This window comes from Rivibacter subsaxonicus (assembly GCF_004217215.1).
GTDB lineage: Bacteria > Pseudomonadota > Gammaproteobacteria > Burkholderiales > Burkholderiaceae_C > Rivibacter > Rivibacter subsaxonicus.
Genome location: NZ_SHKP01000004.1, coordinates 430965 through 449770 on the forward strand (window position 1 = coordinate 430965; position 18806 = coordinate 449770).

General features: G+C 69.3%; 23 protein-coding genes. 14 read left to right on the forward strand and 9 right to left on the reverse strand.

The features are described from left to right. Nucleotides 1–8: 8 nt before the first annotated feature. On the reverse strand, nucleotides 9–620 hold the full coding sequence (gene ureE, locus EV670_RS01905) for an urease accessory protein UreE (protein WP_130430122.1): 612 nt from the start codon (nucleotides 618–620) through the stop codon (nucleotides 9–11). 70 nt (nucleotides 621–690) lie between these two features. On the opposite strand from ureE, the gene EV670_RS01910 reads away from it, so the two are divergent. Both EV670_RS01910 and EV670_RS01915 read left to right on the forward strand, forming a co-directional pair. After that, complete coding sequence (locus tag EV670_RS01910; RefSeq protein WP_130430123.1) at nucleotides 691–915, forward strand: AbrB/MazE/SpoVT family DNA-binding domain-containing protein; 225 nt, start codon at nucleotides 691–693, stop codon at nucleotides 913–915. Next, on the forward strand, nucleotides 912–1301 hold the full coding sequence (locus tag EV670_RS01915; RefSeq protein ID WP_130430124.1) for a type II toxin-antitoxin system death-on-curing family toxin: 390 nt from the start codon (nucleotides 912–914) through the stop codon (nucleotides 1299–1301). Before EV670_RS01910 ends, EV670_RS01915 begins: the two co-directional genes overlap by 4 nt. Nucleotides 1302–1306: 5 nt before the next feature. Here EV670_RS01915 and EV670_RS01920 read toward each other — a convergent pair whose 3' ends face one another. Beyond that, nucleotides 1307–2191: an alpha/beta hydrolase gene (locus tag EV670_RS01920; RefSeq protein WP_165393207.1), complete on the reverse strand. Its 885-nt coding sequence runs from the start codon at nucleotides 2189–2191 to the stop codon at nucleotides 1307–1309. A gap of 91 nt (nucleotides 2192–2282) precedes the next feature. On the opposite strand from EV670_RS01920, the gene EV670_RS01925 reads away from it, so the two are divergent. Next, the gene (locus EV670_RS01925; RefSeq protein ID WP_165393208.1) at nucleotides 2283–2825 is read left to right on the forward strand and encodes a hypothetical protein; all 543 of its coding nucleotides are present in this window, start codon (nucleotides 2283–2285) and stop codon (nucleotides 2823–2825) included. Nucleotides 2826–2861: 36 nt separating this feature from the next. Here the strand turns inward: EV670_RS01925 and ureC are convergent, their stop codons facing one another. The 4 genes from ureC to EV670_RS01940 all read right to left on the reverse strand — a co-directional run bounded on the left by ureC (nucleotide 2862) and on the right by EV670_RS01940 (nucleotide 5451). Then, a complete protein-coding gene (ureC, locus tag EV670_RS01930) occupies nucleotides 2862–4583 on the reverse strand; it encodes an urease subunit alpha (protein WP_130430127.1) in 1722 nt (573 codons plus the stop codon). Then, a complete protein-coding gene (locus EV670_RS01935) occupies nucleotides 4583–4891 on the reverse strand; it encodes an urease subunit beta (RefSeq protein WP_130430128.1) in 309 nt (102 codons plus the stop codon). Before EV670_RS01935 ends, ureC begins: the two co-directional genes overlap by 1 nt. A gap of 82 nt (nucleotides 4892–4973) precedes the next feature. Further along, on the reverse strand, nucleotides 4974–5138 hold the full coding sequence (locus EV670_RS18635) for a hypothetical protein (RefSeq protein WP_165393209.1): 165 nt from the start codon (nucleotides 5136–5138) through the stop codon (nucleotides 4974–4976). 10 nt (nucleotides 5139–5148) lie between these two features. Then, nucleotides 5149–5451 carry an urease subunit gamma gene (locus tag EV670_RS01940; protein ID WP_130430129.1) on the reverse strand — a complete coding sequence of 101 codons (303 nt, stop codon included), beginning with the start codon at nucleotides 5449–5451 and terminating at the stop codon, nucleotides 5149–5151. Nucleotides 5452–5656: 205 nt separating this feature from the next. On the opposite strand from EV670_RS01940, the gene urtA reads away from it, so the two are divergent. The 5 genes from urtA (at nucleotide 5657) to urtE (ending at nucleotide 11790) form a co-directional block, all read left to right on the forward strand. Next, nucleotides 5657–6925, forward strand: a complete 1269-nt coding sequence (gene urtA, locus EV670_RS01945) for an urea ABC transporter substrate-binding protein (RefSeq protein ID WP_130430130.1) — start codon at nucleotides 5657–5659, stop codon at nucleotides 6923–6925. A gap of 128 nt (nucleotides 6926–7053) precedes the next feature. Beyond that, complete coding sequence (gene urtB / locus EV670_RS01950; protein WP_130430887.1) at nucleotides 7054–8655, forward strand: urea ABC transporter permease subunit UrtB; 1602 nt, start codon at nucleotides 7054–7056, stop codon at nucleotides 8653–8655. A gap of 394 nt (nucleotides 8656–9049) precedes the next feature. Continuing rightward, on the forward strand, nucleotides 9050–10198 hold the full coding sequence (gene urtC / locus EV670_RS01955) for an urea ABC transporter permease subunit UrtC (RefSeq protein ID WP_130430131.1): 1149 nt from the start codon (nucleotides 9050–9052) through the stop codon (nucleotides 10196–10198). Beyond that, the gene (gene urtD / locus EV670_RS01960) at nucleotides 10195–11079 is read left to right on the forward strand and encodes an urea ABC transporter ATP-binding protein UrtD (protein WP_130430132.1); all 885 of its coding nucleotides are present in this window, start codon (nucleotides 10195–10197) and stop codon (nucleotides 11077–11079) included. The genes urtC and urtD overlap by 4 nt, the downstream gene beginning before the upstream one ends. Nucleotides 11080–11097: 18 nt before the next feature. Further along, on the forward strand, nucleotides 11098–11790 hold the full coding sequence (urtE, locus tag EV670_RS01965) for an urea ABC transporter ATP-binding subunit UrtE (protein ID WP_130430133.1): 693 nt from the start codon (nucleotides 11098–11100) through the stop codon (nucleotides 11788–11790). A 36-nt stretch (nucleotides 11791–11826) separates the two neighbouring features. On the opposite strand, the gene EV670_RS01970 is transcribed toward urtE, so the two are convergent. The 3 genes from EV670_RS01970 to EV670_RS01980 form a co-directional block, all read right to left on the reverse strand. Continuing rightward, nucleotides 11827–12258 carry a TA system VapC family ribonuclease toxin gene (locus EV670_RS01970; protein WP_130430134.1) on the reverse strand — a complete coding sequence of 144 codons (432 nt, stop codon included), beginning with the start codon at nucleotides 12256–12258 and terminating at the stop codon, nucleotides 11827–11829. Next, complete coding sequence (locus EV670_RS01975) at nucleotides 12255–12488, reverse strand: CopG family transcriptional regulator (protein WP_130430135.1); 234 nt, start codon at nucleotides 12486–12488, stop codon at nucleotides 12255–12257. Before EV670_RS01975 ends, EV670_RS01970 begins: the two co-directional genes overlap by 4 nt. A gap of 88 nt (nucleotides 12489–12576) precedes the next feature. Further along, nucleotides 12577–14097 (reverse strand): cryptochrome/photolyase family protein, encoded by a 1521-nt coding sequence (locus tag EV670_RS01980; RefSeq protein WP_130430136.1) that lies wholly within the window; start codon nucleotides 14095–14097, stop codon nucleotides 12577–12579. Between the two features lie 34 nt (nucleotides 14098–14131). Here EV670_RS01980 and EV670_RS01985 point away from each other — a divergent pair, with 34 nt between their 5' ends. The 6 genes from EV670_RS01985 to EV670_RS02010 are packed head-to-tail and all read left to right on the forward strand — an operon-like array spanning nucleotide 14132 to nucleotide 18802. After that, the gene (locus EV670_RS01985; RefSeq protein ID WP_130430137.1) at nucleotides 14132–14746 is read left to right on the forward strand and encodes a YqgE/AlgH family protein; all 615 of its coding nucleotides are present in this window, start codon (nucleotides 14132–14134) and stop codon (nucleotides 14744–14746) included. Next, on the forward strand, nucleotides 14739–15152 hold the full coding sequence (gene ruvX / locus EV670_RS01990) for a Holliday junction resolvase RuvX (RefSeq protein ID WP_130430138.1): 414 nt from the start codon (nucleotides 14739–14741) through the stop codon (nucleotides 15150–15152). Before EV670_RS01985 ends, ruvX begins: the two co-directional genes overlap by 8 nt. A gap of 19 nt (nucleotides 15153–15171) precedes the next feature. Then, nucleotides 15172–15696 carry a bifunctional pyr operon transcriptional regulator/uracil phosphoribosyltransferase PyrR gene (gene pyrR, locus EV670_RS01995; protein WP_130430139.1) on the forward strand — a complete coding sequence of 175 codons (525 nt, stop codon included), beginning with the start codon at nucleotides 15172–15174 and terminating at the stop codon, nucleotides 15694–15696. Beyond that, entirely contained in the window at nucleotides 15696–16658 is a 963-nt protein-coding gene (locus tag EV670_RS02000; protein WP_130430140.1) for an aspartate carbamoyltransferase catalytic subunit, read from the forward strand. Before pyrR ends, EV670_RS02000 begins: the two co-directional genes overlap by 1 nt. Nucleotides 16659–16661: 3 nt before the next feature. Next, complete coding sequence (locus tag EV670_RS02005) at nucleotides 16662–17987, forward strand: dihydroorotase (RefSeq protein WP_130430141.1); 1326 nt, start codon at nucleotides 16662–16664, stop codon at nucleotides 17985–17987. Then, entirely contained in the window at nucleotides 17987–18802 is an 816-nt protein-coding gene (locus tag EV670_RS02010) for a lysophospholipid acyltransferase family protein (protein ID WP_130430142.1), read from the forward strand. Before EV670_RS02005 ends, EV670_RS02010 begins: the two co-directional genes overlap by 1 nt. The last annotated feature ends 4 nt before the right edge of the window (nucleotides 18803–18806 follow it).

Below are 18806 nucleotides of genomic sequence, written 5' to 3' on the forward strand. Positions count from 1 at the left end.
CGCGCAGGCTAGTGCTTGCAGCCCGGGCCATGCACATGCGGCTTGTCCGCCGGCTTCACCGCCACGCCGATCGGCTTGCCGCGGGCAGGAGCCGCGGGTGCGTGCGCGTCGTGGTCGTGGCTGTGCTCGTGCGCATGCCCGGCTGCATGTGCGTGCCCATGCCCGCCCTCGGCGTAGGCGCCGGCCTCGGGCTCGAAGGCACTCGCTTCCTCGCCGACGATCAGGTGCATCGCGCGCAGCATCTCGGCCAGCACATGGTCGGGCTCGAGCTTCAGGTGCTCGGGCTGCAGTTCCAGTGCCACGTGGCGGTTGCCGAGGTGGTAGGCCGCGCGCAGCAGGTCGAAGGGGCTGCCGTGCTCGGCGCAGGCGCGCACCACCAGCACCTTCTGCGGGGCCGCGATCACGCGCAGCAGCGAGCCGTCCTCGGCCACCAGCACGTCGCCGCCGCGCACCACGCTGCCGCGCGGCAGGAAGATGCCGAGCCGGCGGCCTTGCGAATCGGTGGCCTCGAAGCGGCTCTTCTGGCGCGTGTCCCAGTCGAGCTCGATGGTCGCGGCGCGCTTGAGCAGCACCGGCGCGAGGCCGCGCCCCTGCGCGATGAGCTTGTTGACGGTGATCATGGCGATGCGGCTTGCGGGCAGTGCGGATGCGATTTAGTATAACGAACGTTATAACGTTGCAGGAGTTTCCATGACCGCACTCAAGCTCACCCAGATCGGCAACTCGGTCGGTGTGATCCTGCCGAAGGAAGTGCTGGCGCGACTGAAGCTGGAGAAGGGCGACACGGTGTTCGTCACCGATGCGGCCAACGGCGTGATGCTGACGCCGTATGACCCGGAACTCGAAGCGCAACTCAAGGCCGGCCGCGAGTTCATGCGCGAGTTTCGCGACACCTTCCACCAACTTGCCAAATGAGTGGCGCCTGGCGCTGGATTGACCGGCGCGCGCTCGAGCTGTTGCACGACGAGAGCATCGCAGAGCATGGCGGTGCTGCCGGCGTGCGCGACGAGGGCCTGTTCGAATCGGCGCTGGCGCGACCGCTGAACTTGGCGGCCTACGGAGACCCGGATCTTGCCGAACTCGCGGCCGCTTACGGCGTGGGCCTTGCCAAGAATCACGCCTTCGTCGACGGCAACAAGCGAGTGGCCTTTCTGGCAGTCGGTCTGTTCCTCGCCATCAACGGCCATCGCCTGGTCGCCAGCCAGGCCGAAGCGACGCTCACCATGCTCGCCGTCGCCGCGGGCTCGCTCGACGAGCCGGCCTTCGCGCAGTGGCTGCGCGAGCACAGCGCGCGTCGCTGAGCGCCTCAACGTCGCTGCTCGATCGTCGGCGCGGGCGGCCTTGTCGCGCGCCGTTCGCTGTCGCCGACCGTGCGCGCCACCTCGGCCCAGGCCTGCGCGTAGCGCTGCGGATCGTCCTTGTCGAGCCGGCTGTGGCGGCCGCCGTCGATCAGCACCAGCGCGCGCGGATCGCGTGCCGCATCGAACAGGCGCTGGCTGTGCACCGCCGGCACGGTGTCGTCGGCGCTGCCGGCGATGAACCACTTGGGCGCGCGGATGTCGCCGATCTTCTCGAGCGACTCGAAGTGCTGCGTGGCCAGCGGCGCCAGCCAGCCGGCCACGGTGCCATGGTCGCGCGCGATGTCGGGCATCGAGGTGAAGGCCGACTCGAGCACCAGCGCGCCGTAGGGCGGCGGCTTGACACCCTCCTCGCGATGGCGCCAGGCCAGCGCGGTGGCCGCGCCACTGCCCATCGAGTGGCCGTAGATCACGCGCCGCGCGGGGTCGGGCACGCGGCGCTGGAACTCTGCCCAGGCCCGTTCGGCGTCGGCGTGCACGCTGGCCTCCGAAGGCAGCTGGAAGCTGCTGTCGCCATAGCCGCGGTAGTCGATCGCCAGCACGGAAAAGCCGGCATCAAAGATCGCCTTGATCTTGGGCTGGTTCTGGAACACGTTGCGGAAGGTGCCGTGCAGGTAGAGCACGGCCGGCGCGTCGGGGTCGGGCTGCGGCACCCAGATCCCCCGCAGGCGCTGCGGCTCGGTACCCGGCACGGCGGCGGCAGACGGCGGCAGATCGAGCCAGAAGGCCTCGTCCTGCGCGGTGATCGGCTTCCAGTCGGCCACGGTGCCGGGGCTCGGGCGATAGATCAGGTTGCGCTGCTTGGCATCGAACCAGGCGCAGCCGTCTAGCACAAGAACAAGGGTTGTCGCCGCGAGGAATGCCGCGAGAATCCGCCGCCAACAGCGATCTCCAACACGAATCGATCCGATCATTCGCAAGAGCATGCCTGAAGACCGACTGTTGCGCTCCATCGTCGGCTGGCTGATGGCCATCCTGCTGGCGCTCCTCGCGCTCGCCGCACCGGCCCATGCCGAGCCCGACTTCCTCAAGGGCTGGGACGGTCGACACGATCGCGACCTCAGCGCGACGATGCTGCAGATCAGCCCCTACACGCTGCACTTCTCGCCCAGCCCCGACCATCAGAATGTCTACCTGCTCGGCGCTGCCGCCGTGCGCGCCGATGGCTGGATGGCGGGTGGCGCCTACTTCAGCAACTCCTTCGGCCAACCCACGGTCTATGCCTTCGTCGGCCGCAAGTACCTGGAGCCCTTCGGCTGGGAGCGCGTCTACTGGACCTGGACCGCCGGCATCCTCTACGGCTATGTCGACGACTACCGGGACGAGGTGCCATTCAACGTGCGCGGCTTCTCGCCCGGCTTCGTGCCGACCGTGGGCTACATGCTCACGCCGCGCACCTCGGTCCAGGTCGCGATCCTCGGGACCGCCGGGTTGATGTTCAGCCTGGTGTTCGACCTGGCGCCCTGACGCGTGCGGCGCGGCACCTGCGTTGCGCCTTGCCTCTCAGAACAGGAAGTAGCGCTGCGCCAGCGGCAGCACCAGCGCCGGCTCGCAAGTGAGCAGTTGCCCGTCGGCCCGCACCTGGTAGGTCTGGGGGTCGATCTCCATCTTCGGCAGCCAGGCGTTGTGGACCATGTCGGTCTTCGTCACGCTGCGACAACTCTTGACCGCGACCAGCCGCTTCTGCAACCCGTGGTGCGCAGCCTCGCCGCTGTGCAGCGCGGCCTGGCTGACGAAGCTCAGCGAGGTCTTCGCGAGCGCGCCGCCAAAGGCGCCGAACATCGGCCGTGCATGCACCGGCTGCGGCGTCGGGATGCTGGCGTTGGCGTCGCCCATCAGCGCATGCGCGATGAAGCCACCCTTGAGGATCAGGCTCGGCTTGACGCCGAAGAAGGCCGGCCGCCACAGCACCAGGTCGGCCCACTTGCCAACCTCGATGCTGCCGACCTCGTGGCCGATGCCGTTGGCGATGGCCGGGTTGATCGTGTACTTGGCGATGTAGCGCTTGACGCGGAAGTTGTCGTTGCGATCGCCGTCCCCGGCCAGCGCGCCGCGCTGCACCTTCATCTTGTGCGCGGTCTGCCAGGTGCGCAGGACCACCTCGCCGACCCGGCCCATCGCCTGGCTGTCGCTGCTCATCATGCTGATCGCGCCGAGGTCGTGCAGGATGTCCTCGGCGGCGATGGTCTCGCGCCGGATGCGGCTCTCGGCAAACGCCAGGTCCTCGGCGATGCCGGCGTCGAGGTGGTGGCAGACCATCAGCATGTCGAGGTGCTCGTCCACCGTGTTGGCGGTGTAGGGCATCGTCGGGTTGGTCGACGAAGGCAGGAAGTTCGCCTCGCCGACCACGCGCAGGATGTCGGGCGCGTGGCCGCCGCCGGCGCCCTCGGTGTGAAAGGCGCACAGCGTGCGGCCCTTGGTGGCGGCCATCGTGTCCTCGACGAAGCCGCTCTCGTTGAGCGTGTCGCTGTGGATCGAGACCTGGGTGTCGGTCTCCTCGGCCACCGCCAGGCACTGGTCGATCGCCGCCGGCGTGGTGCCCCAGTCCTCGTGCAGCTTGAGGCCGATGGCGCCGGCCTCGATCTGCTGGCGCAGCGCCTCGGGCCGGCTCGCGTTGCCCTTGCCGAGGAAGCCCAGGTTCATCGGGAAGGCGTCGGCCGCCTGCAGCATGCGCGCGATGTTCTCGGGTCCCGGCGTGCAGGTGGTGGCAAAGGTGCCGGTCGCGGGGCCGGTGCCGCCGCCGAGCATGGTGGTGATGCCCGAGGCCAGCGCCTCCTCGATCTGCTGCGGGCAGATGAAGTGGATGTGGCTGTCGATGCCGCCCGCGGTGAGGATCATGCCCTCGCCGGCAATGATCTCGGTGCCGGGGCCGATCACGATGTCGACACCCGGTTGCACGTCGGGGTTGCCGGCCTTGCCGATCGCGGCGATGCGCTGGCCCCGCAGGCCCACGTCGGCCTTGACGATGCCCCAGTGATCGATGATCAGCGCGTTGGTGATCACGCAGTCCATCGCGTCCATGGCGCCCGGCCCGTTGACCGCCTGCGATTGGCCCATGCCGTCGCGGATCGTCTTGCCGCCGCCGAACTTGACTTCCTCGCCGTAGCCGCCGGCGCGCAAGGTGTAGTCGGCCTCGACCTCGACGATCAGCTCGGTGTCGGCCAGGCGAACACGGTCACCGACGGTGGGGCCGAACATCTCGGCGTAGGCGCGGCGCTGGACCATCAAAGCGCTCCGTTGATCGTGCCGCGAAAGCCCCAAACCGCGCGCAGGCCGCCCAGCTCGACCAGGGTCACGGTGCGCTGCTGGCCGGGCTCGAAGCGCACCGCGGTGCCCGAGGCAATGGCGAGTCGCATGCCGCGCGCGGCCGTGCGGTCGAAGCGCAGCGCCGGGTTGGTCTCGGCAAAGTGGTAGTGCGAGCCGACCTGGATCGGCCGGTCGCCGCTGTTCTCGACGACCAGCGTGATCGTGGCGCGGCCGGGATTCAGCACGTGGTCGGGGCCGTCGTCGACCAGCAGTTCGCCGGGGGTCATGGCGCCCCCTTGGCCTTGCAGGCCGTCCCCCCGGGGGGGAGCGGGCGCCTTCGGAGCGGCCGTGCGTCGCCCACGCCGCCCCCTACTTGCGGCGGCCGAACCAGAGTGCCGCGGCGAGCAGGGCGCCGAGCACGACGAAGCCCCAGGCATCGGTCGCGTGCCAGTGCGAGCCCTCGGGGCCGTGGCCTTCGTGCGCCAGCGCCAGGGCCGGCAACAGCAGGGCGGTGCTGATCAGCTTGTTCATCATGGCGGGTACCTCACTGAATGGGTTGGTGCACGGTCACCAACTTGGTGCCATCGGGAAAGGTGGCCTCGACCTGGATGTCCGGAATCATCTCGGCCACGCCGTCCATCACGTCGGCGCGCGACAGGATCTTCTGGCCGGCGCTCATCAACTCGGCCACCGTGCGGCCATCGCGCGCGCCCTCCATGATGGCGGCGCTGATCAGCGCCACCGCCTCCGGGTAGTTGAGCTTCAAGCCGCGCGCCTGGCGCCGCTCGGCCACCAGCGCGGCGGTGAAGATCAGCAGCTTGTCTTTCTCGCGCGGGCTCAGGTCCATGGCTCGGCAGTGACGAAGGTGTGGGAGAGGGCGGCCGATCTTATCGGCGCCTTGCGCTGGCAGCGAGCAAGAGCGATGCCACCGCTTGGTGCGCGCGTGCGGTGATCGCAGCACCCGCGCATGGCACGCGGCTTGCGATCCACCCTCTCCGGGAGCTTGGCCTTCACGCGTTGTGCGTGGCGGCGGCCACCAGGAGGACCTCAACATGCAAAGACGATTCCTGCTGCGCGGCCTGGTCGCCGCGCTTTCCGTGGCCGGCCTGATGAGCAGCCTGCCCGCGTACGCCGCCGACACCATCAAGGTCGGCGTTCTGCACAGCCTCTCGGGCACGATGGCGATCTCGGAGTCGGTGCTGATGCACACGGTGCTGATGACGATCGACGAGATCAACGCCAAGGGCGGCGTGCTCGGCAAGAAGCTCGAGCCGGTGGTGGTCGACCCAGCCTCGAACTGGCCGCTGTTCGCCGAGAAGGCGCGCCAGCTCATCAGCCAGGACAAGGTCTCGGTGATCTTCGGTTGCTGGACCTCGGTCAGCCGCAAGTCGGTGCTGCCGGTGGTCAAGGAGCTCAACGGCCTGCTGTTCTACCCGGTGCAGTACGAGGGCGAGGAGCTCGAGCGCAACGTGTTCTACACCGGCGCCGCGCCCAACCAGCAGGCCATTCCCGCGGTCGAGTACCTGATGAGCAAGGACGGCGGCTCGGCCAAGCGCTTCGTGCTGCTCGGCACCGACTACGTCTACCCGCGCACCACCAACAAGATCCTGCGCGCCTTCTTGAAGAGCAAGGGTGTGGCCGACGCCGACATCATGGAGGAGTACACCCCCTTCGGCCACAGCGACTACCAGACCATCATCGCCAAGATCAAGAAGTTCTCGGCCGAGGGCAAGAAGACCGCGGTGGTCAGCACCATCAACGGCGACTCCAACGTGCCGTTCTACAAGGAACTCGGCAACCAGGGACTGAAGGCGACCGACGTGCCGGTGGTGGCCTTCTCGGTCGGCGAAGAGGAACTGCGCGGCGTCGACACCAAGCCGCTGGTCGGCCACCTGGCGGCATGGAACTACTTCATGTCGATCAAGAACCCGACCAACGCCGAGTTCATCAAGAAGTGGAGCGCCTACGCCAAGGCCAAGAAGGTCCCGGGCCATGCCGAGCGCCCGCTGACCAACGACCCGATGGAGGCCACCTACATCGGCATCCACATGTGGAAGCAGGCGGTCGAGAAGGCCAAGAGCGTCGAGGTCGACAAGGTGATCCCGGCGATGTCGGGCCAGACCTTCCCGGCGCCGGGCGGCTTCACCAGCACGATGGACAAGACCAACCACCACCTGCACAAGCCGGTGTTCATCGGCGAGATCAAGGCCGACGGCCAGTTCAACGTGGTCTGGAAGACTCCGGGCCCGGTGCGCGCGCAGCCCTGGAGCCCGTTCATCGCCGGCAACGACAAGCGGCCTGACGGCCCCGAGCCGCGGTGAGATCGACGGCCGGCGGCGCCGCGGCGGACTCGGCCCTGCAGGGCTTCAGCCCCAGCGCGCACGACGCGGCGCGCTGCGCGCGGCGTCGGCGTGACCGGCTGGCGGCGCGCAGCGCGGCCCGTCGCACCCTGTGGATCGGCGTGCTGGCGCTGCTGGCCGCCGCGCTGCTGGTGCTGGTCGCCACCCCGGCGCGCGCGCTCACCACCGACGAGGCGCATGCGATCTCGGCCGGCGACAGCGAGAGCCGGCTGGCCGCCCTGCAGCGCGCGGCCGAGGCCGGCGACGCGCGGCTGCCGGCGCTGGTGCAGGCGCTGCTCGACGGCGCGGTGCAGGTCGACGACAAGCGCGCCTACATCGTGGCGCCCGACGGCAGCGCGGTCGAGGCCGCCAGCGGCGCGGCCGCCACGCTGCCCGAGACGGTCGAGGATGTCAGCAACAACAACCGCATGCGCGGCGAACTGCAGCTCGCGCTGGCGGCCCTGAAGCTGCGCTCGCCGGAGATCGCCGAGCGTCGCGCCGCGCTGCTGGCGCTGCGCGACGGTGTCGACGAATCGAAGCTGTCGTTGGTGGAGCGAGCGCTTGCCAGCGAGACCGACCCTACGCTCAAGGGCGAGCTTGCCGCGCTGCGTGCCGGCGTGCTGGTCAGCTCGGGCGACGTTGCCAAGCGTCTGGAAGCCGCGCGCGCGCTCGGCGAGAGTTCGCAGCCGGTCACGCGCAGCCTGCTGCTCGAGCGGCTCAAGCCGGCCGCCGCCGGCGGCGAGACCGACGCCGCGGTGCGCGCGGCGCTGGCGCAGTCGGAGCGGGCCATCAGCGGCCGGCTGGCATGGGGCGAGCGGCTCGGCGTGCTGTTCAGCGGCATCAGCCTGGGTTCGATCCTGCTGCTCGCGGCGCTGGGACTTGCCATCAGCTACGGCCTGATGGGCGTGATCAACATGGCGCATGGCGAGCTGATGATGATCGGCGCCTACGCCACCTACGTGGTGCAGAACCTGTTCCGCACCTATGCGCCGGGCGCCTTCGACGCCTACATCCTGGTCGCGATTCCGGTTGCCTTCCTCGCCGCCGCGGCGGTCGGCGCGGTGCTCGAGCGCGGCGTGATCCGCTACCTCTACGGCCGACCGCTCGAGACGCTGCTCGCCACCTGGGGCATCAGCCTGGTGCTGATGCAGGCGGTGCGCAGCGTGTTCGGCGCGCAGAACGTGCAGGTCGAGAACCCCGGCTGGCTCTCGGGTGGATGGCAGATCACCGGCAACCTGGTGCTGCCCTGGAACCGCATCGCGATCGTCGTCTTCGCCTTCGCGGTGCTGGCCGCGGTGGCGCTGGTGATCGCGCGCACCCGGCTCGGGCTGTTCGTGCGCGGCGTGACGCAGAACCGCGCGATGGCGGCCTGCACCGGCGTCGACACCCGGCGCGTCGACCTGCTCGCCTTCTCGCTCGGCGCCGGCATCGCCGGCCTGGCCGGCTGCGCGCTGAGCCAGGTCGGCAACGTCGGTCCCGACCTGGGCCAGAGCTACATCGTCGATTCGTTCCTCGTGGTGGTGCTTGGCGGCGTCGGCCAGCTCGCCGGCACCGTCTACGCCGCGCTCGGCCTGGGCGTGCTCAACAAGCTGCTCGAGGGTTGGGCCGGCGCGGTGCTGGCCAAGATCATGGTGCTGCTGTTCATCGTCGTGTTCATCCAGAAGCGGCCGCAGGGGCTGTTTGCGATGAAGGGCAGGAGCGCGGAGGCGTGATGGTCTTCTCTTGCGAGTGCCTGCCGGCCGCTGCGCTGACTGACCCTGCGAGGACGCGCCGGGAGTTCGCCCCGGCGGGCGAGTCCCTTTCTTTGCTGGCCCAAAGAAAGGAACCAAAGAAAGGGCCTCAATACGATCTGGCCGTGCCGAGAACAAGAGCACCTGCGTGTTCACAGGCGAACGACTGCTCTCGCGAGCTGGGCAGAGAAGGTACGGTAAAGCGTTGCTTGACTGGCCCACACAGCGATCGAGCAGGATCGTGTTCAGGGCCTTTCTTTGGTGACTTTCTTTGGCCCCGCAAAGAAAGTTACCCGGCCGCCGGGCCGGGACCCGGCGCAGCCTTACGCAGTAGGACAACACCGCTGCGTCACCACACCTCAGTCGGAGCATCCCAATGAGCGCCGCCATGGCCCAGGCCTCGGCAGCGCCCGCGCCTCTGCCGACCAGAGGTAGTGGCCTGCGCTCCGCCTGGTCCGGCGTGATCCTCGCCACGATCGCGGTCTGCGTGCTCGCGCCGCTGCTCAACCTCGTGGTGCCAGAGAACAGCGCCTTCCACCTCAGCGCCTACGCCATCTCGCTGATCGCCAAGTTCATGTGCTACGCGATCTGCGCGCTGGCGATCGACCTGATCTGGGGCTACACCGGCATCCTCTCGCTCGGCCACGGCCTGTTCTTCGCGCTCGGCGGCTATGCGATGGGCATGTACCTGATGCGCCAGATCGGCCGCGACGGCAGCTACGGCGCCGAGCTGCCCGACTTCATGGTCTTCCTCGACTGGAAGCAACTGCCCTGGCACTGGGCTTTGAGCGGCAGCTTCTTCTGGACGCTGGTGCTGGTGGTCGCCGTGCCTGGGCTGATCGCCTTCGTCTTCGGCTGGTTCGCGTTCCGCTCGCGCATCAAGGGCGTCTACTTCTCGATCATCACGCAGGCGCTGAGCTACGCCGCGATGCTGCTGTTCTTCCGCAACGAGACCGGCTTTGGCGGCAACAACGGCTTCACCGACTTCAAGCGCCTGCTCGGCATCCCGCTCGCGCAGCCCTCGACGCGGATGGTGCTGTTCGTCATCACCGGTCTCACGCTGATCGGCTTCTACCTGCTCGCGCGCTGGCTGGTGGCCAGCCGTTTCGGCCGCGTGCTGCAGGCGATCCGCGATGCCGAGAACCGCGTGATGTTCCTCGGCTACGACCCGCTCGCCTTCAAGCTCGCGATCTGGACCCTGTCGGCCGTGATGTGCGGCGTGGCCGGCGCGCTCTACGTGCCGCAGGTCGGCATCATCAACCCGGGCGAGATGTCGCCGGCGGCCTCGATCGAGATGGCGATCTGGGCCGCGGTCGGCGGCCGCGGCACGCTGCTCGGGCCGATCCTCGGTGCCTTCGTCGTCAACGGCGCCAAGAGCTGGCTGACGATGAGCTTTCCCGAGTTCTGGCTCTACGTGCTGGGCGGGATGTTCATCGCCGTCACGCTGTTCCTGCCCGATGGGTTGATGGGCCTGCTGACGCGGCTGCGCGCCCGCGTTCGCGGCAAGAAGGCGAGCCAGCCATGACCCCCGAACTGATGGCGCAGGGCGCGCTGGCGCGGCAACGGATGCTGGCGCGGCCGGCGGTCTCGGCCGCCGGTGGCCGCGCCGCGACCTGGGGCCGGGTGGTCGAGCCGGGCACGGTCGACACCACGCACGGCCCGATCCTCTACCTGGACGACATCACGGTCAGCTTCGACGGCTTCAAGGCGCTCAACGCACTGAGCCTCACCGTCGAGCGCGGCGAGCTGCGCTGCATCATCGGCCCCAACGGCGCCGGCAAGACCACGATGATGGACGTGATCACCGGCAAGACCCGGCCCGACGCCGGCCGCGCCTTCTTCGGCTCGACGATAGATTTGCTGCGCCTGCGCGAGAACGCGGTGGCGCGCGCCGGCATCGGTCGCAAGTTCCAGAAGCCCAGCGTCTTCGAGCAACTCACGGTGTTCGAGAACCTCGAGCTCGCGCTGGCCGGCGACCGCCGCGCGCGCGCCGCGCTGACCCATGCGCTGAGCGAGGCGCAGCGCGAGCGCATCGACGCGGTGCTGGTGCGCATCCACCTGCGCGAGCAGTTGCATCGACAGGCCGGCGCGCTCTCGCACGGCCAGAAGCAATGGCTCGAGATCGGCATGCTGCTGATGCAGGACCCGTTGCTGCTGCTGCTCGACGAGCCGGTGGCCGGCATGACCGACGAGGAGACCGAGCGCACCGCCGAGCTGTTTCTCTCGCTGGAAGGCGAGCACACGCTGGTGGTGGTCGAGCACGACATGAGTTTCATCAACGCGCTGACGCGCGACAACCCGGCCAAGAAGGTCACGGTGCTGCACGAGGGCAGCGTGCTGGCCGAGGGTTCGCTCGCCACGGTGCAGGCCAACGACAAGGTGATCGAGGTCTATCTTGGACGCTGACTCACTCATGGTGGCGCCATGCTGAGCGTCAAGGACCTGCAGCAGTACTACGGTGGCTCGCACATCCTGCGCGGGCCGGCCTTCGAGGCGCGGGTCGGCGAGGTCACGGTCGTGCTGGGCCGCAACGGCGTCGGCAAGAGCACGCTGCTGAAATGCCTGATGGGGCTGGTGCCGTTGCGCGGCGGCAGCATCGCGCTCGACGGTGCCGCGATCGAGGCGCTGCCACCCTACGTTCGGGTGCGTCGCGGTGTGGGCTACGTGCCTCAGGGGCGCGAGATCTTCGGCCGCCTGACGGTCGAAGAGAACCTGCGCATGGGCCTGGCCAGCCAGCCGGCCGGCACGCCGATCCCGGCCGAGCTGTTCGAGCTGTTCCCGGTGCTGAAGCAAATGCTCGGCCGCCGTGGCGGCGATCTCTCCGGTGGTCAGCAGCAGCAGCTGGCCATCGCCCGCGCGCTGGCGGCCAACCCGAAGCTGTTGCTGCTCGACGAGCCGACCGAGGGCATCCAGCCCAGTGTCATCAAGGACATCGGCCGCGTGATCCGCAAGCTCGCCGCGCGCCGCACGATGGCGATCGTGCTGGTCGAGCAATACGTCGACTTCGCCGCCGAACTGGCCGACCACTACCTGATCATGGAACGCGGCGAGATCGTGCAGCGCGGGCATGGGGCGGACATGCACGCGGATCGTGTCAGGGAGCGGATCGCGATCTGAGGTGGGCGCGGTTCGGGACTCGCGCACAAGCGTCGTTCAGATCAGTTCCAAGGCACCGGCGCCGCCCACCACGGCGCCGACGACCAACCTGCGATCCATGCTGGCCAGGCGCCCGCCATGAGCCCGCGCGAGCGCCAGCAGATAGCTGTCGGTCACCTGGGTATGGCTGGACAGGCGCGATGCATCGATGCACTTGTCGTCGGCGATGCTGATGCTGTCGGCCCAGAACGTGTGCCCGGGCAGGGCGCGCAGAGCGGCGAGCAACGAGGCTACGGCCGCAGGGGAACCTGGCGCATTGGGGTACTTCGGATGGCCGACGATGCGCAGCAGGCCGTTCTCGGTGATCGGGCAAGTGGCGAAGGCTCGCTTGCCGACGCGAGCGAACCACTCATGCGCTTGCTCGTGCTGCACATGGGCCGGGTCGGCCAGCGCAATGAGGACGTTGACGTCCAGCAGGAAGGTCGTCACGGCAACTCATCGCGCAGCTGGTTCACGATCTCCATCGTTACGGGCTTGGCTGCCTTGCGCGCCGGCAAGAGCGGCACGCCGTTGCGCACCGCGGGAGCAGTGCGCGATCCGCGATGCAGGCCCTGCCGGGCAAGTGCGGAGATGACCTCGCCAACGGTCCTGGACTCGCGTTCGGCCAGGTGCTTGGCGGCAGCCAGCACGTCGTCGTCGATAGCCAGGGTCGTGCGCATGGGGCTCTCCGCTTCAGTTCATAATGTGCATCATACATCACGCATCAGATGCAGGCGGTGGCTGACTGAGCCGAGCGATGCCTGTCACTCAGCTCGCCCTCTTCACCACCGCATAGCGCTCCAGCGTCTTCTCGCGCGCCAGCGCGTGGTCGACGATCGGCTTGGGGTAGTCGCGGCCGAGCACCAGTCCGGCCGCCTCCAGTTCGACCGGGCTGGCCTGCCAGGGCGCGTGGATCGCGGCGTCGGACAGCCCGGCGAGTTGCGGCAGGTAACGCCGGATGAACTTGCCCTGCGGATCGAACTTCTGGCTCTGGCTGACCGGGTTGAAGATGCGGAAGTACGGTTGCGCGTCGCAGCCCGAGCTGCTGGCCCATTGCCAGCCGCCGTTGTTGGCGGCGAGATCGAAGTCGTTGAGGTGGGTCGCGAAGTAGGACTCGCCGCGGCGCCAGTCGAGGCCCAGGTCCTTGGCGAGGAAGCTCGCGACCACCATCCGCAGCCGGTTGTGCATGTAGCCGGTCTGGTTGATCTGCTGCATCGCGGCGTCGACCAGCGGATAGCCGGTGCGGCCCTGGCACCAGGCGGCAAAGAGTTCGTCGGCGTGCTTGCCGTGCTCCCACTTGATGCGGTCGTACTCGGGCCTGAAGCTCTTGCCGTCGACCTGCGGGTGGTGGTGCAGCACCTGGTGGTAGAAGTCGCGCCAGATCAGCTCGGAGAGCCAGACCTCGGCGCCGCGCGAGCCGCCGCGCATGCGGTCCCAGGCGATGCCGGCCAGTTCGCGGATCGACAGCGTGCCGAAGCGCAGGTGCGCGCTCAGGTAGCTCGGGCCTTTGACGGCGGGGAAGTTGCGCGTGTCCTCGTAGCGGTCGATGCGCTCGGCGACGAACTCGTGCAGCAGTTCGCGCGCCCCGGCGGTGCCGGGCAGGATCTTCAGTTGCGCCAGGTTGGTGGCTTCGAAGCCGATCGCCGCGAGCGTCGGCACCCGCTCGCCGTTCCATGGCGCGACCAGCGCCGCCGGCAGCGGCGCCAGCGCGTCGGCGTACTTCGCCACCGGGTAGGGCTGCACGAAGAAGCCGTCGAGCTTCTTGAGCCAGGCATTCCTGTAGGGCGTGAAGACGCCGTAGGGGCCACCGGTGGCGGTCAGCAACTCGTCGGTCTCGAAGACCACCTGGTCCTTGCTGGTGTGGAAGCCGATGCCGGCGTCGGCCAGCGCACCGCGCACCCTGGCATCGCGTGCCACCGCGGCCGGCTCGTAGTCGCGGTTGGCATAGACCGCCTGCACGTGCAGTTCGCGCGCCAGGCGTGGGATCTCGTCACGCGCCAGGCCGTGAAGGACGATCAGGCCGGCGCCCGGAGTGCTCGCTCGCTGCGCCAGCGCCTGCAACTGCCGGTCGAGGTCGACCAGGCTGTCGCGGATGAACTCGACGCGGCGGTCGGCCCGTTGTCCCTGTTGCAGCAGGGCGTCCAGGATCTCGGTGTCGAAGACGAAGGCCACGAACACCCGCCGTGCCGCCTTGAGCGCGTGGTACAGCGCGGCGTGGTCATGGGCACGCAGGTCGCGGCGGCACCACACGAGTGCGGCATCGAGTGGCTTCCCGGGAACCTGGGTCATGGCGTGGAGTGTGCCGCGCCCCTAAAATCGGCGCATGCCTGCTGCCGGTGCCATCGACCTGACCAACCAGTTCCTGATCGCCATGCCTGGCATGGACGACGAGAACTTCGCCGGCGCGGTGATCTACCTGTGCGAGCACACCGACAAGGGCGCGCTCGGCCTGGTGATCAACCGGCCCAGCGACATCACGCTGAAGAACCTGTTCGAGAAAGTCGACCTCAGCCTCGAGCGCGACGACCTGGCCACGCAGCCGGTCTACATCGGCGGCCCGGTGCAAACCGAGCGCGGCTTCGTGCTGCACGAGCGCGTGGAGGGCGAGGCTGCCGACGGCGAGAAGGCTTCCGCCGGTGGCGGCAGCTACAGCTCCTCGATGCGCATTGCCGGCGGCGCGCTCGAGATGACGACCAGCAAGGACGTGCTCGAGGCCATGGCCCATGGCGCCGGCCCCAAGCGCGTGTTCGTCACGCTCGGCTACAGCGGCTGGAGCGCCGGCCAGCTCGAAGACGAGATCGGCCGCAACGGCTGGATCACGGTCAGCGCCGAGCCCTCGGTGATCTTCGACACGCCGACCGAGCGCCGCTACGACAAGGCGCTTTCGCTGCTCGGCATCGACCGCGGCATGCTGAGTTCCGAGGCCGGGCATGCCTGAGCCGTTTGGCCTGGCTTCCTCTGCGCCGCAGACCCTCCTAGCTTTCGATTACGGCCTCAAGCGCACCGGCGTCGCCGTGGGCAACACGCTCACCCGTGCCGCGCAAGCGCTGACCACCGTGGCCGCCGAGGGCGAGGCCCGCTTCGCTCCGATCGCCAAGCTGATTGCCGAGTGGCAGCCGGCCGCGCTGGTGGTCGGCGTTCCGTTCCACCCCGACGGCGCCGAGCACGACAATACGCGCCGCGCGCGCCGCTTCGCCCGCCAGTTGCATGGCCGCTTCGGCCTGCCGGTGTTCGAGGTCGACGAGCGCTACAGCACGACCGAGGCGCTGGCCGACGGCGCCAAGGATGCCGACGCGGCGGCGGCCGCGATCCTGCTGAACCAGCATCTGCGCGCACTGCCCTGAAGAACCACGAGCCCAAGTCATGAGCACTCTCTCACTCGACGCCGAAGCCCTGGCCGCCGACCTGGCGCGGCGGCTGCGCGCGCTGCCCGCGCCGGAAGGCGGTGTCGTTCTCGTCGGCATCTGGTCCGGCGGCGCCTGGCTGGCCGAGCGGCTGCAGCGCGAGCTCGGCCTGCCCGGCGCCCATGGCGTGATCAGCAGCACCCTGCACCGCGACGACTTCGGCTCGCGCGGCCTCGCATCGACCGCCGACCCGACCGCGCTGCCCTTCGACGTCGACGGCCGCCACGTGCTGCTGATCGACGACGTGCTCCACACCGGCCGCACGACGCGCGCCGTGATCAACGAGCTCTTCGACTACGGCCGCCCGGCAAGCGTGACGCTGGCGGTGCTGGTCGATCGCGGCGGCCGCGAACTGCCGATCGAGGCGGCCGTCTCTGCGGCGCGCATCAGCTTGCCGGCTTCGCAAAAGCTCACGCTCACGCGCGACGCGGCCGGCCGCCTGTCCTTTGCCATCACCGATAACAACCAGGAGGGAGCCGCCTGATGCTCTCCAAGCGAAATCCGCAGCTCAACTCGCACGGCGAGCTGATCCACCTGCTGTCGATCGAGGGCCTGCCGAAGGCAGTGCTGACCGGCATCCTCGACACCGCCGGCACCTTTCTCTCGGTCAACGACCGCGACGTCAAGAAGGTGCCGCTGCTGCGCGGCAAGAGCGTGTTCAACCTGTTCTTCGAGAACAGCACCCGCACCCGCACCACCTTCGAGATCGCGGCCAAGCGACTCAGCGCCGACGTCATCAACCTCGACATCGCGCGCTCGAGCACGGCCAAGGGCGAGAGCCTGGTCGACACCATCGCCAACCTGAGTGCGATGCACGCCGACATGTTCGTCGTGCGCCACAGCGAGAGCGGTGCGCCCTACCTGATCGCGCAGCATGTGGCGCCGCATGTGCACGTGGTCAATGCCGGCGACGGGCGCCACGCGCACCCGACGCAGGGCCTGCTCGACATGTACACGATCCGCCACTACAAGCGCGACTTCACGCAGCTGCGGGTGGCGATCGTCGGCGACATCGTCCACTCGCGCGTCGCACGCTCCGACATCCACGCGCTGACCACGCTCGGCGTGCCCGAGATCCGCGCGGTCGGCCCCAAGACGCTGGTGCCGGGCGACCTCAAGGAGATGGGCGTGCGGGTCTGCCACACGCTCGAGGAAGGCATCAAGGATGCCGACGTGATCATCATGCTGCGGCTGCAGAACGAGCGCATGAGCGGCGCGCTGCTGCCGAGCGCCGGCGAATATTTCAAGAGCTTCGGCCTGACGCCCGAGAAGCTCAGGCTGGCCAAGCCCGACGCGATCGTCATGCACCCGGGCCCGATCAACCGCGGCGTCGAGATCGACTCTGCGGTGGTCGACGGCGCGCAGAGCGTGATCCTGCCGCAGGTGACCTTCGGCATCGCGGTGCGGATGGCGGTGATGGCGACCATTGCTGGTAACGACGCTTAAGTCATGAAGATCCTCATCACCAACGGACGCCTGATCGACCCCGCCTCCGGCCGCGACGAACACGGCGATGTCGCCATCGCCGCCGGCCGCATCGTCGGCCTCGGCAAAGTCTCGAGCGACTTCGCGCCCGATCGAACGATCGACGCCAGCGGCCTCGTCGTCGCGCCTGGCCTGGTCGATCTCGCCGCGCGGCTGCGCGAGCCGGGCCACGAGCACGAGGGCATGCTGGAAAGCGAACTCGCGGCAGCGGCCGCCGGCGGCGTCACCAGCCTGGTCTGCCTGCCCGACACCGATCCCGCGCTCGACGAGCCGGGCCTGGTCGAGATGCTCAAGTTTCGCGCCCGCAAGCTCAGCCGCTGCCGGCTGTTCCCGCTCGGTGCGCTGACGCGCGGGCTCGAGGGACAGACGCTGACCGAGATGGCCGAGCTCACCGAGGCCGGCTGCATCGGCTTCTCGCAGGCCGACGCGCCGATCACCGACACGCAGGTGCTGCAGCGCGCGCTGCAGTACGCCGCGACCTTTGGCTACGCGGTCTGGTTGAGACCCAACGATCCCTGGCTCGGCAAGGGCGTGGCGGCCAGCGGCGCGATCGCGACGCGGCTCGGCCTCTCCGGCGTGCCGGTGGCGGCCGAGACGGTGGCGCTGGCGACGATCCTCGAGCTGGTGCGCGCCACCGGCGCCCGGGTCCACCTGTGCCGCCTGTCGAGCGCGGCCGGCGTGCAGATGCTGCGTACCGCCAAGGCCGAGGGCCTGCCGGTCACGGCCGACGTCAGCATCAACTCGCTGCACCTCACCGACGTCGACATCGGCTACTTCAACCCGGCGATGCGACTGGTGCCGCCGCTGCGCCAGCAGCGCGACCGCGACGCGCTGCGCGCCGCGCTGGCCGACGGCACGCTCGACGCGCTGGTCAGCGACCACACGCCGGTCGCGGCCGACGCCAAGATCCTGCCCTTCGGCGAGGCCGAGCCGGGCGCGACCGGGCTCGAACTGCTGCTGAGCCTGGCGCTGAAGTGGGGCGCCGAGAGCGCTTTGCCGCTGGCGCAGACGCTGGCGCGCGTGACCAGCGAGCCGGTGCGGGTGCTCGGCGGCGCGCTCGGATCGCTCGCGGCCAGTGCCGGACGCCTGGTCGAGGGCGGCGTGGCCGACCTCTGTCTCTTCGATCCGGCCGCCGAGTGGATGGTCGACGACGCCGCACTCGCCAGCCAGGGCAAGCACACGCCCTTCGCCTTTGCCAGCTCCGGCATGGCGCTGCCGGGCCGCGTCCGCTTCACGCTGGTGGCGGGGCACGTGGCGCACGAGGCCGCGGCATCGGTGCCGACGGCCTGATGCAACTCGTCGCAGCCGAAACGGCCGACGCCCGCGTCGGCGCGCCGCGCGCCGCCTGGCGCCTGGCGCGCGCCACGCTGCACGCGCTGCACGGGCTGTGGCTGGTGCTGCTGGTATTTCCGCGCGTGAGCATCGAGCGTCGCCAGCACCATGTGCAATGGTGGGCCGCCAAGATGCTGCGCATGCTGGGCATGCGGCTCGAGGTCGCGGGTGTGCCGCGCCCGGGTGGCGGCACGCTGGTCACCGCCAACCACATCTCCTGGCTCGACATCATGGCGATCCACGCCGTCTGTCCGCAGGCCCGCTTCGTCAGCAAGGCGGACGTCAAGGCCTGGCCGCTGATCAACAAGCTGGTCGACAGTGCCGGCACGCTCTACATCGAGCGCGAACGCCGGCGCGACGCGATGCGCCTGGTGCACGACGTGGCGGCGGTGCTGAAGGCCGGCGACGTCGTGGCCGTGTTTCCCGAGGGCACGACCAGCGACGGACGCGGCCTGCTGCCGTTTCATGCCAACCTGCTGCAGGCCGCGATCGCGGTCGGGGTCCCGGTGCAACCGGTGGCGCTGCGCTACCGCGACGCCGTCAACGCGGTCAGCCCGGCTGCGATGTTCGTCGGTGAGACGACGCTGGCGCAGTCGATGTGGATGATCGCGCGCGGCCGCGATCTGGTCGTGCGTGTCGAGTGGCTGCCGGCGCAGGGCAGCCGGCATGCCGATCGGCGCGCGCTGGCCGAGTTGCTGCGCCGGGAGATCGGCTCGGCGCTGGGCGTGGTGATCGAGCCAGTCGACGCGGCGTCCGACACCCCTTCGGCCTGAGCCG

Bases quoted from the DNA above. Each gene is read 5' to 3' on its own strand.
- ureE (WP_130430122.1), bottom strand. From the start codon at position 620: ATGATCACCGTCAACAAGCTCATCGCGCAGGGGCGCGGCCTCGCGCCG.
- EV670_RS01910 (WP_130430123.1), top strand. From the start codon at position 691: ATGACCGCACTCAAGCTCACCCAGATCGGCAACTCGGTCGGTGTGATC.
- EV670_RS01915 (WP_130430124.1), top strand. From the start codon at position 912: ATGAGTGGCGCCTGGCGCTGGATTGACCGGCGCGCGCTCGAGCTGTTG.
- EV670_RS01925 (WP_165393208.1), top strand. From the start codon at position 2,283: ATGCCTGAAGACCGACTGTTGCGCTCCATCGTCGGCTGGCTGATGGCC.
- ureC (WP_130430127.1), bottom strand. From the start codon at position 4,583: ATGGTCCAGCGCCGCGCCTACGCCGAGATGTTCGGCCCCACCGTCGGT.
- EV670_RS01935 (WP_130430128.1), bottom strand. From the start codon at position 4,891: ATGACCCCCGGCGAACTGCTGGTCGACGACGGCCCCGACCACGTGCTG.
- EV670_RS18635 (WP_165393209.1), bottom strand. From the start codon at position 5,138: ATGATGAACAAGCTGATCAGCACCGCCCTGCTGTTGCCGGCCCTGGCG.
- EV670_RS01940 (WP_130430129.1), bottom strand. From the start codon at position 5,451: ATGGACCTGAGCCCGCGCGAGAAAGACAAGCTGCTGATCTTCACCGCC.
- urtA (WP_130430130.1), top strand. From the start codon at position 5,657: ATGCAAAGACGATTCCTGCTGCGCGGCCTGGTCGCCGCGCTTTCCGTG.
- urtC (WP_130430131.1), top strand. From the start codon at position 9,050: ATGAGCGCCGCCATGGCCCAGGCCTCGGCAGCGCCCGCGCCTCTGCCG.
- urtD (WP_130430132.1), top strand. From the start codon at position 10,195: ATGACCCCCGAACTGATGGCGCAGGGCGCGCTGGCGCGGCAACGGATG.
- urtE (WP_130430133.1), top strand. From the start codon at position 11,098: ATGCTGAGCGTCAAGGACCTGCAGCAGTACTACGGTGGCTCGCACATC.
- EV670_RS01975 (WP_130430135.1), bottom strand. From the start codon at position 12,488: ATGCGCACGACCCTGGCTATCGACGACGACGTGCTGGCTGCCGCCAAG.
- EV670_RS01980 (WP_130430136.1), bottom strand. From the start codon at position 14,097: ATGACCCAGGTTCCCGGGAAGCCACTCGATGCCGCACTCGTGTGGTGC.
- EV670_RS01985 (WP_130430137.1), top strand. From the start codon at position 14,132: ATGCCTGCTGCCGGTGCCATCGACCTGACCAACCAGTTCCTGATCGCC.
- ruvX (WP_130430138.1), top strand. From the start codon at position 14,739: ATGCCTGAGCCGTTTGGCCTGGCTTCCTCTGCGCCGCAGACCCTCCTA.
- pyrR (WP_130430139.1), top strand. From the start codon at position 15,172: ATGAGCACTCTCTCACTCGACGCCGAAGCCCTGGCCGCCGACCTGGCG.
- EV670_RS02000 (WP_130430140.1), top strand. From the start codon at position 15,696: ATGCTCTCCAAGCGAAATCCGCAGCTCAACTCGCACGGCGAGCTGATC.
- EV670_RS02005 (WP_130430141.1), top strand. From the start codon at position 16,662: ATGAAGATCCTCATCACCAACGGACGCCTGATCGACCCCGCCTCCGGC.
- EV670_RS02010 (WP_130430142.1), top strand. From the start codon at position 17,987: ATGCAACTCGTCGCAGCCGAAACGGCCGACGCCCGCGTCGGCGCGCCG.